The organism is Actinoplanes sp. NPDC051411 (assembly GCF_040682075.1).
In the GTDB taxonomy this organism is placed as follows: domain Bacteria; phylum Actinomycetota; class Actinomycetes; order Mycobacteriales; family Micromonosporaceae; genus Actinoplanes.
On sequence record NZ_JBFBAD010000234.1, the window covers coordinates 1 to 8,688 of the forward strand.

Sequence of the window (8,688 nt, forward strand, 5' to 3'; positions counted from 1 at the left end):
ATCGCCACCAGGTTCGACAAACTCGCCGTGCGCTACGAAGCCACCGTCACCATCGCCGCGATCAACGAGTGGCTATGACTTCGATACACGCCCTAGGCGGCAAGACCGGACAGTCGTTGCGCGGTGTCGCGCCGGTCGGCCTCCGACTCCTCGCCGGTGGCCAGTTCGAGGGCGTACGCCCGCATCAGCTCGTGGTACGCGAACCGGGCCGGGCTCGGTTCGAGCAGCATCCGCTGGCCGACGAGTTCGCGGCACAACCGGCCGGCCGCATGCGCCGGCAGCTGGGCCGCGGTGGCCGCCGCGGCGACCGGGAACTCGGCATCCGGGTGCAACGACAGGAGCCGGAAGACGCGCTGGGCCGCGGGCGGGATCACCTCGTACGACCAGGAGAACACCGCCCGCAGGTCGGTGCGGTCGTCGGTCGGGCAGAACCCTTCGAGGCTCGTACGGCGGGACCGCAGCTCGCCGGCGACCGAGTCGAGGCTGAACGTCGGGTTCTCGGTGATCCGGGCCGATACCACGGCCAGCGCGAGCGGCAGGCCGGCGCAGTGCCGGACGATCTCGGCGAGGGCGGCCGGTTCGGCGTTCGCCCGCACCGCGCCGATCCGGTTGGTCAGGTAGAGCCGCGACTCCCCGGGACCGAGCAGGCCGAGCCCGATCTGCCGGGCGCCCTGGGCGGCCAGCCCGTCGAGGGGCCGCCGGCTGGTGATCAGCACCATGCAGCCCGGCGAACCGGGCAGCAGGTCGGCGACGTGGGCCGTGGACCGGACGTTGTCGAGGATCACGAGCAGCCGCCGGTCCTGCAGGAGGGTGCGGTAGAGCCCGGCCCGGGCCGGGCAGCCGACCGGCATCTGTTCGTCGGTGACGCCGAGCGCGTTGAGCAGCTGGCGGAGGACCTCGGTGGCCGGAATCATCGTGCCCGGCTCGTCGAAGCCGCGGAGATTGAAGTAGAGCTGGCCGTCCGGGAACTGGTCCCGCCGCCGGTGGGCCCAGTGCAGGGCGAGCGCCGACTTGCCGACGCCGGGCATGCCGTCGATCGCGACGGCGACCATCGCCGTCCGGCCCTGGGCGGCGCGATCGAGCGCCGCGAGCTCGTCCGCGCGGCCGGTGAACGGCGGCAGGTCGGGCGGAAGCTGGGCCGGCCGGGGCGCGGTCCGCGGAGGCGGCGGCGGTGCGGCGGTCGCGATCGCCGCCGGGTTCCGCAGCGCCCGGTACGCGGCCACGAGCTCGGGTCCCGGCCCGACGTCGAGGTCGTCGCGCAGGTGGTCGCGGACGCGGCGGTATCGGGTGAGGGCCTCGGCGGTCCGTCCCGCGGCGGCCAGGCAGAGCAGCACCCGGCTCTGCAGCCCCTCGTCGAGCGGGTCCCGGTCGGCGGCCCGGCGCAGCTGGGGGAGCAGCACGGTCCACTGGCCGGTCCGCAGGGCGAGGTCGGCCGCCTCGAGCGCGACCCCGACGAGCTCGTTGTCGACCGACACGAACTCGGGGTTCAGGCGGGACACCGACTCGAGGCCCTTCGCCGACCAGTCGCGCCAGAGGGTCAGCGCCGCCGCGTACCGGCCGGCGGCGGCCGCCGGGTCGTGTGCCCGGGCGTCGGCGGCGTCGCGGGCCAGGGCGCGGAACCGGAGCAGATCCAGCGTCTCCTCGTCCGCGTTCAGCCGGTAGCCGTCACCGGCTCGCACCACCCACCGGCCGGGGGCGCGGTTGGCCAGTTCCGGCTGCAGCAGCCGGCGCAGCGCGCCGATGTGCCGGTGCACGACGTTGCGGGCGGTCGCCGGCGGGCAGCCGGGCCACAGCAGCTCGACCAGCTCGCCGGTCGAGACGGGTTCGCCGCATCGCACGAGCAGCAGGGCCAGAATGAGCTGAAGCTGGCGGGGGCCGGGGTCGGCCTCAAGGCCCGCCACCGACACCCGAAGCGGGCCGAGAATCCGGTACTCGACTGGCACCATCGATGCGTTGCCTCTCCCTTGGCTGGGATGTGCCACCCACAAGCTATCCGCATATCAGTGGGCGGCCAAACCTTCGCCTAGTTTAAGGGTGGCCTGTTGTGAGCAATAACTGGGTTGCGGTACCCCACTCGAGGGGGTGGGGGTAAGGAGACGGTCGCCATCGGTCACGAGGTGACAGATGCGATGGCGAGGGAGGTACGAGGTGGCGGCAGCGGCGTGGTCCTCGGCGACCCTCGGCTCAGCCGAGCAGGCCGTCCGCCGCCAGCCGGGTGCGGATCTTGCGCCGCGCGTCGAAGACCACCTTGTAGACGGCGTTGCGGTTCGCGCCGAGCTGCTCGGCGACCGACTCGGCCGTCCCGCCGTGGAGCACCAGCGCGACGAACGCCGATCGCTGATGCGCGGTCAGATCCTCGTCCAGGCTCCGGCGTACGGCGTCGGCCAGCGCCCGCCACTCGGCGGTCCGCTCCGGGTCGTCGGCCGGCGGGCTCAGCGCCGTCGGCTCGTCGGTGTCCAGCTGCACGGTCGCCCGGCGCCAGAAGTGCCGGCCGACCTTGTGGATCACGTCGAGCGCGACGAACCGGTGCGCCCAGGTCGTGAACTGACTCTCGCCGCGGAACTCGTCGAGCTTCCGCATGATCGTCATCATCGCGTCGGCCGCCGCGTGATGCGCGAGGTCGTCCAGTTCGGGTCCACAGATCCCCCTCGCGGCGCCGCGCCCCCGCGCCTCGATGCGCGCAACCCGGAGGAGGTCGGCGTACAGCCGTGCGTTCGTACTCTCTCGTTCCCGTCCCTCGGCTCGCAGGCCGGCGAGCCACTGCCGGGTCTCCGGATCAAAGGCCGGACGCGTCGGTTCTGTCATCGCAGCCGACGGTAGGAAGCAGCTCTGATGTATTCGTGATGCAAGAGTGCCGCCCCGATGATCCGGACCGTCCTCCGGCGTACCCGGTGATTCCGGCCTGCTCGGTAGAGTCATGGTCATGACCGGAGACCGCCAGCCGCAGCTCACCGCGCGGGGCCGGGCGACCCGTGAGCGGATCGTGCGGGCGGCCGCCGAGCTGATGTTCACCCAGGGCGTGACCCGGACCAGCATCGAGGACGTGCGGGTCAAGGCCGAGGTCAGCGGTTCCCAGATGTCGCACTACTTCGCCGATCGGGCGTGCCTGGTGCGCGCGGTCATCGCGTGGCAGGCCGACGCGGTGGTGCGCTACCACACGTCGACGCCGCTCGGCGGTCTCGACAGCTTCGAGTCGCTGCGGCTGTGGGCCGAGACCCAGGTGAAGTTGCAGTCCGACCGGGCCTTTCAGGGCGGCTTCGGGTACGGCGCGCTGGCCGGCCAGCTGGCCGATGCGGACGAGGAGACCCGGGCCCACCTGGCGGCCGGGTTCGAGCGGTGGCTCACGGTGATCGAGGCCGGGCTGCGGGCCATGCGGATCCGGGGTGAGCTGCGGCCCGAGGCCGACCCGCGCACGCTGGCGCTCGGCCTGGTCGCGGCGTTCCAGGGCGGGGTGCTGCTGGCCCAGATCTCGCGCGATCCGCAACCGCTGGCCTCGGCACTCGAGGCCGCGGTCAACCACGTCGAATCGTTCGCGGCCCATCGCTGATCCGGGCGGCGCCAGGTAAGGGCCGGCGGTCGCGGCGGCACCAGGGGATGCACCTTTCTCGCATCCTTGGGAGTCGACGTGACGGTTCTGCGACCCACCCCGATCGAAACACGGCCGTACCCGGTGCGACCCCGGGTACGCGGCTCGGCGCTGGCCCGTCTTCTGCGGACGACCGACGCCAAGCAGATCGGGATCATGTACCTGGTCACGGCCCTCGGGTTCTACCTGGTCGGCGGGGTGCTCGCGCTGGTGATGCGGGCCGAGCTGGCCCGGCCGGGCATGCAGTTCCTCTCACCCGAGCAGTACAACCAGCTGTTCACGATGCACGGCACGATCATGTTGCTGTTCTTCGCGACGCCGATCGTGTTCGCCTTCGCCAACTTCGTGGTGCCGATCCAGATCGGCGCGCCCGACGTGTCGTTCCCGCGGCTCAACGCGTTCGCGTACTGGATGTATCTGTTCGGGGGTCTGATCGCGGTCGGGGGGTTCGCGACGCCCGGGGGAGCGGCCGACTTCGGCTGGTTCGCCTACACGCCGCTGAGCGACTCGCTGCACTCACCGGGCGCCGGCGGCAACCTGTGGGTGGTCGGGCTGGCCCTGTCCGGGGTGGGGACGATCCTCGGGGCGGTCAACATGATCACGACGATCCTGACGCTGCGGGCCCCCGGCATGACCATGTTCCGCATGCCGATCATGACCTGGAACATTCTGGTCACCAGCCTCCTGGTGATCCTGGTCTTCCCGTTCTTCGCGGCCGCGCTGTTCGCCCTGGCCGCCGACCGCATCCTCGGCGCCCACGTGTTCGACGTGTCGACCGGCGGACCGCTGCTGTGGGAGCACCTGTTCTGGTTCTTCGGCCATCCCGAGGTCTACATCGTCGCCCTGCCGTTCTTCGGGATCATCACCGAGGTCATCCCGGTGTTCAGCCGCAAGCCGGTCTTCGGCTACAAAGGACTGGTCACGGCCACCCTGCTGATCGCCGGACTGTCGATGAGCGTCTGGGCCCACCACCTGTTCGTCACCGGTCAGGTGCTGCTGCCGTTCTTCAGCTTCCTGAGCTTCCTGATCGCGGTGCCGACGGGCATGAAGTTCTTCGTCTGGATCGGCACGATGTGGCGCGGCCAGATCAGCTTCGAGACACCGATGATGTTCGCGATCGGGTTCCTCGTCACGTTCCTGCTCGGCGGCCTCACCGGGGTGCTGCTGGCCTCACCGCCGATCGACTTCCACGTCTCGGACACCTACTTCGTGATCGCCCACTTCCACTACGTACTGTTCGGAACCATCGTGTTCGCGGTGTTCGCCGGCATCTATTTCTGGTTCCCGAAGATGTTCGGGCGGATGCTCGACGACCGGCTCGGCAAGGTCCACTTCTGGCTGACCTTCATCGGCTTCCACTCGACGTTCCTGGTCATGCACTGGCTGGGCGCGCAGGGCATGCCCCGCCGCTACGCCGACTACCTGCCCGGTGACGGCTTCACGTTCCTCAACACGTTCTCGACCATCGGCTCGTTCGTGCTCGGCCTGTCGACGCTGCCGTTCCTCTACAACGTCTGGAAGTCCTACCGCGCCGGCGAGCCGGTCACCGTCGACGACCCGTGGGGCCACGGCAACTCGCTCGAGTGGGCCACCTCGTGCCCGCCGCCGCTGCGCAACTTCGACCGCATGCCGCGCATCCGTTCGGAACGGCCGGCGTTCGACCTCAAGTTCCCCGAGCTCGCCGTCGACACCTCGGCCAAGACGGCGCTGACGCCGAGCCCGATCACCGCGTCTGAGCGCGCGCCGCCTCCAGCAGGCGGAGACGGGCCTCGGGCCCCGGCGGCGGGGACCGGGGCGGCGGGGTCAGACCAGCTCGTCCTCGAGCTCGAGCAGGATGCTCGCCTTCGGCCGGGCGCCCAGCACCGTCTTGACCAGCTTGCCCTCCTTGAACAAGCCGAGCAGCGGGATCGACAGGATCTTGTACTGCTCGGTGGTGACCGGGTTCTCGTCGATGTTGAGCTTGGCGATCAGCAGCTGGCCCTCCTGCTCCTGGGCGATGTCGTCGAGGATCGGGGCGATCAGGCGGCAGGGCCCGCACCACTCGGCCCAGAAGTCGACCAGGACCGGCCGGTCGGCGCCGAGCACGAGGTCGGCGAAGGTGTCGTCGGTGACCTTGACGGTGTGTTCGTTCATGACGTGCTCCCAGGGGTGACGAGGTCGCGGGCGGCCGCGGCGATGCTGTCGGCGTCGATGCCGGCCGCGCGCAGCAGTTCGGCCGGGGTGCCGGAGCCGGGAAGCTCCCGGACGGCGAGATGGGCCAGGTGGAGAGGAGGCGTACGGGAAGAAAGCAGTGCGGCGGCGACCGCCGCGCCGAGGCCGCCCTCCGCGTGGTGGTCCTCGGCCACGACCAGCCGGCCGTGGGTGACCTCGACCGCCGCGACGAGGGTCGCCGTGTCGACCGGCTTGACCGAGTAGAGGTCGATCACCCGGGCCGGGATACCGTCGGCGGCCAGCCGGTCGGCCGCGGCCAGGCAGGCGTGCAGGGTGACGCCGGCACCGATCAGGGTTACGGCGTCGGTCTCGCCCGACCGCAGCACCTTGGAACCGCCGATCGGGAACCGCTCGGCCGCCGGGTAGAGCGTCGGATAGGAACCGCGGGTGGTCCGCATGTAGCTGATGCCGGGCTGCCCGGCCATCGCCGCCACCAGCGCGGCGGTGCTCGTGGCGTCGCTCGGGTAGAGCACCGTCGAACCGTTGATCGCGCGCATCATCGCGAGGTCCTCGAGCGCCATCTGGGACGGGCCGTCCGGGCCGATCTCGACCCCGGCGTGCGAACCGACCAGGCTCATGTGCACCCGGGAGATCGCCGACATCCGGATGAAGTCGTGGGCCCGGGTCAGGAACGCGGCGAAGGTCGACGCGAACGGCCGCCATCCCCGCACGGCCAGTCCGGCCGCCGAGGCCACCATCTGCTGCTCGGCGATGAACATCTCGAAGAACCGGCCCGGATAGGCCTCGGCGAACTCGTCGGCGTGCGTCGAGTTGCTCACCTCGCCGTCGAGCGCCACCACCCGCGGATCGGCCGCGCCCAGCCGCACCAGGGCGTCCCCGTAGGCCTTGCGGGTCGCCACGGCGTCGCCCACCGCGTATTCGGGCAGGTGCGGTTCCGCCGGCTGCGCCGGACGGAATTCCGCCGACTTCGGCGGGAGCGGACCCCGCACGCTCAGATTGCGTACGCCCCCCAGCTCCTCGATCGCACGGGCGGCCATGTCCGGTGGCAGCGGTTTGCCGTGCCAGCCGTTCTGGTCCTCGATCTCCTTGAAGCCCTTGCCCTTGATCGTGCGGGCGAGGATCACGGTCGGCCGCCGCCCGTCCGGGTCCTCGGCCTCGGCCAGCACCCGGTCGACCGCCTCGATGTCGTGCCCGTCGACGGTGAGCACGCGGGCGCCGAACGCCTCGGCCCGGCGGGCGTACGCGTCGAGGTCCCACTGCAGCTCGGTCGGGCCCCGCTGGCCGAACCGGTTGACGTCGACGATCGCGATCAGATTGTCCAGTTCGTAGTGCGAGGCCTTGTCGAGCGCCTCCCAGATCGAACCCTCGGCCATCTCGCTGTCGCCGCACAGCGCCCAGACCCGGTACGGCAACTGTTCGAGGTACTTGCCGGCGAGCGCGATGCCCACCCCGTACGGAAGTCCCTGCCCGAGCGATCCGGTGGCGACGTCGACCCACGGCAGCTCGGGGGTGGGGTGGCCCTGCAGGCGCTGACCGAAGCGGCGGTAACCGGTCATCAGCTCGTCGTCGCTGACCACGCCCACCGCTTTGTAGATCGAGTAGAGCAGCGGGGACGCGTGTCCCTTGGAGAAGATCAGGTGGTCGTTGCCGTCCTGGCGGGGCTGGTCCCAGTCGTAGCGCAGGTGGCGCGCCACCAGCACGGCGAGCACATCGGCGGCCGACATGCTCGAGGTCGGATGACCCGAGCCGGCGCTGGTGCTGGCCCGCACCGAGTCGACCCGCAACTGCTGTCCGAGTTCCGCCACGGTCGTCAGGTCCATACCGGGCACCTCCTCAAAGTCCTCATCATGCTCCAGTGCCGGGCCGCTGGGCAGGTCTTACCGTGACCGGCCGGTTCACACGCGCGGGCCGGTGCCCATGCCGTTCGGGTCGTCGACGACGTGGATGGCGGCCTCCTCGGCCGAGGCCGCGCCGTAGTCGATGCCGACGTCGTAGGCGACGGCCTCGGCCTCGAAGTCGGCGGTGAGCCCCTCGTCCTCGTCGACCAGGCGGCCGGCTCGGGGCTCGACGTCGTCGCCGCGCCGGATCAGCTCGTCCTCGTCGAGGTCCGGCTCGGGATCCGCGTACGGGTCGACGTCCGGTTCCTCCTCGGACAGCAGCTGGTCCAGCGACTCGCCGGCCCGCTGCTCGGCGATCGTGATGCCGTAGCGGTTGACCCCCGAGTAGCGGTCGGCCGCCTCGTAGCCGACGTCGAGCGGCTCACCGGCCGGGTTGTAGTCGAGCGTGTCGGAGGACTCCAGCACGCCGTCGTCCTCGGTCGCGTCCCATTCCTCGTCGCGCGCGTCGTTGAAGTCGGTCATTCAAGCTCCCAGTTCTCGGCCTTCTCGGTTTCTGGCAGGCGGCCCCTTCATTGGTGCCATCGGAGACCCCCGTCATTACCTGCGCGGGCCGGCCGTACGCGACGTGAGCGCAGACACACGGCGGATGCGTAAGAGCCGGCGCGTGTCCGGCACCAAAGTCGTGAAACCACGATCGGCATCGTCGCGAGCTGACCTCCAAGGCCGGGCGGAATTTCCCCGGAGAGATTTTCATTTTTATAGGTGGAAGCTCTGATCCGGAGCTCCGGGGAAGGAAAGCTCTGATGGCTCGTTCGACCGCCACCCGCCCGATCGTCCGCATGCGGAGTACGGGCGGCACCGGATACACCTACGTCACCCGCAAGAGCCGCCGTAACGACCCGGACCGGCTCGTGCTGCGAAAGTACGACCCCGTCCTGCGCCGGTACGCCGAGTTCCGCGAGGAGCGCTGACCCTCCGGCCGCCGCGGGGGGGGGGGGGGGCGGGGCGCCCCCCCACGCGGTGTCGGAGGACGCGGGTGAGGGTATCGGGAGAAATTCGGGGGCGGTGCGCGTGTTATAAATTATAGGGGGT

Annotated in this window: 7 protein-coding genes and 1 pseudogene; 3 read left to right on the plus strand and 5 right to left on the minus strand. The window is 70.6% G+C overall.

Going from position 1 to position 8,688, the window contains the following annotated elements; genetic code table 11:
- Positions 1 to 92 precede the first annotated feature (92 nt).
- Positions 93 to 1,946 carry a BTAD domain-containing putative transcriptional regulator gene (locus AB0M88_RS52035; RefSeq protein WP_364115678.1) on the minus strand — a complete coding sequence of 618 codons (1,854 nt, stop codon included), beginning with the start codon at positions 1,944 to 1,946 and terminating at the stop codon, positions 93 to 95.
- Positions 1,947 to 2,184: 238 nt separating this feature from the next.
- Positions 2,185 to 2,805 (minus strand): sigma-70 family RNA polymerase sigma factor, encoded by a 621-nt coding sequence (locus AB0M88_RS52040; protein ID WP_364115681.1) that lies wholly within the window; start codon positions 2,803 to 2,805, stop codon positions 2,185 to 2,187.
- 118 nt (positions 2,806 to 2,923) lie between these two features.
- Between AB0M88_RS52040 and AB0M88_RS52045 the strand changes: the two genes are divergently transcribed.
- A complete protein-coding gene (locus tag AB0M88_RS52045; protein ID WP_364115684.1) occupies positions 2,924 to 3,547 on the plus strand; it encodes a TetR family transcriptional regulator C-terminal domain-containing protein in 624 nt (207 codons plus the stop codon).
- Positions 3,548 to 3,625: 78 nt separating this feature from the next.
- A pseudogene (gene ctaD, locus AB0M88_RS52050) lies at positions 3,626 to 5,269 on the plus strand (cytochrome c oxidase subunit I); the annotation flags it as partial.
- A gap of 120 nt (positions 5,270 to 5,389) precedes the next feature.
- On the opposite strand, the gene trxA reads toward ctaD, so the two are convergent.
- The 3 genes from trxA to AB0M88_RS52065 all read right to left on the minus strand — a co-directional run bounded on the left by trxA (position 5,390) and on the right by AB0M88_RS52065 (position 8,118).
- A complete protein-coding gene (gene trxA / locus AB0M88_RS52055) occupies positions 5,390 to 5,719 on the minus strand; it encodes a thioredoxin (protein WP_364115695.1) in 330 nt (109 codons plus the stop codon).
- A complete protein-coding gene (locus tag AB0M88_RS52060; protein ID WP_364115687.1) occupies positions 5,716 to 7,587 on the minus strand; it encodes a transketolase in 1,872 nt (623 codons plus the stop codon). The genes trxA and AB0M88_RS52060 overlap by 4 nt, the downstream gene beginning before the upstream one ends.
- A gap of 66 nt (positions 7,588 to 7,653) precedes the next feature.
- The gene (locus AB0M88_RS52065; protein WP_364115690.1) at positions 7,654 to 8,118 is read right to left on the minus strand and encodes a DUF5709 domain-containing protein; all 465 of its coding nucleotides are present in this window, start codon (positions 8,116 to 8,118) and stop codon (positions 7,654 to 7,656) included.
- A gap of 281 nt (positions 8,119 to 8,399) precedes the next feature.
- Between AB0M88_RS52065 and rpmG the strand changes: the two genes are divergently transcribed.
- On the plus strand, positions 8,400 to 8,567 hold the full coding sequence (gene rpmG / locus AB0M88_RS52070; protein WP_364115692.1) for a 50S ribosomal protein L33: 168 nt from the start codon (positions 8,400 to 8,402) through the stop codon (positions 8,565 to 8,567).
- Positions 8,568 to 8,688 lie beyond the last annotated feature (121 nt).

What these genes read in the sequence shown, in the direction of transcription:
- AB0M88_RS52035 (WP_364115678.1), bottom strand. Translation starts at nt 1,946, where the DNA reads ATGGTGCCAGTCGAGTACCGGATTCTCGGCCCGCTTCGGGTGTCGGTG.
- AB0M88_RS52040 (WP_364115681.1), bottom strand. Translation starts at nt 2,805, where the DNA reads ATGACAGAACCGACGCGTCCGGCCTTTGATCCGGAGACCCGGCAGTGG.
- AB0M88_RS52045 (WP_364115684.1), top strand. Translation starts at nt 2,924, where the DNA reads ATGACCGGAGACCGCCAGCCGCAGCTCACCGCGCGGGGCCGGGCGACC.
- trxA (WP_364115695.1), bottom strand. Translation starts at nt 5,719, where the DNA reads ATGAACGAACACACCGTCAAGGTCACCGACGACACCTTCGCCGACCTC.
- AB0M88_RS52065 (WP_364115690.1), bottom strand. Translation starts at nt 8,118, where the DNA reads ATGACCGACTTCAACGACGCGCGCGACGAGGAATGGGACGCGACCGAG.
- rpmG (WP_364115692.1), top strand. Translation starts at nt 8,400, where the DNA reads ATGGCTCGTTCGACCGCCACCCGCCCGATCGTCCGCATGCGGAGTACG.